General features: G+C 46.1%; 1 pseudogene. It reads right to left on the bottom strand.

Annotation, left to right across the window (positions count from 1 at the left end):
* A pseudogene (gene secD, locus A3762_RS24540) lies at positions 1–902 on the bottom strand (protein translocase subunit SecD); the annotation flags it as partial.
* Positions 903–1,003 lie beyond the last annotated feature (101 nt).

Below are 1,003 nucleotides of genomic sequence, written 5' to 3'. Positions count from 1 at the left end.
AAACGCTGAGTTTGGCTACTTGACGCACCAGCTTTGGCTTCCAAACGGAACTCAAGGTTAGCCGTCTTACCAATGATACGTTTAGCTGTTGCAGTATCCTGAACACCTGGAAGCTCAACTACGATACGATCACGCCCTTGGCGCTGAACCAATGGCTCTGCAACGCCCAGCTCGTTAACACGATTACGAAGCGTGACTAAGTTTTGTTGAACGGCATAGTCTTCAATCTCTTTCACGCTTTGTTCTGAAAGACGCAAGATGAGGTAAGCCGCATCTTCTTCATCTTGATCGGTGCGTGTGAACTCGCGGTATTCTGTCGCCGCAAAAGAAGTTGCTTTATCACGCTCTTCAGCGGTACGGAATTTGATCTTTATACCGTCCAAGCCGTCAATCGAGAAAGCTCTATATCGGATACGCTCATTTCTCAACGCACTCTTAATTTCACTTTCGTATACAGACAAACGCTGACTTAGCGCTTTTTCCATATCGACTTGAAGCAAAAAGTGAACACCACCACGTAAGTCCAAACCTAGCTTCATTGGCCCTGCACCAAGTGCTTTCAACCAATCTGGCGTAGTTGGTGCCATGTTCAGCGCAGCAATAAAATCATCACCAAGCGCATCCTGAAGTACAGTTTTCGCACTCAGCTGCTGTTCAGGTGAATCAAATCGCGCCAATACAAGACGGTCTTGCAATTCAACCGCTTTGGGATTGATACCTGCTTGTTCAAGCGCTTCGCTAATGTCGTTCGCAAGTTCTTGATCAGCAACGGTCGTACTTTGAGTACCCGTCACCTGAATCGCGAAATCGTCTGGGAATAAATTAGGCGTTGCATAAATACCACCGACCACCAAAATCAGGGCGATCAATGCATATTTCCAAGCCGGATATTTATTGAGCATGTGAGCTCCTAAATGCCTTTCTAATTGTTGTGTCTAATCACATGCAACTTGAGTAGGATGTTACTAAGAAGTTACTGCGCACCAAAAAACAAAAGCCGGGC

The organism is Oleiphilus sp. HI0125 (assembly GCF_001635355.1).
Note: the sequence above shows the minus strand (reverse complement) of the source record. Positions and strands in the feature narration are given on the sequence as shown.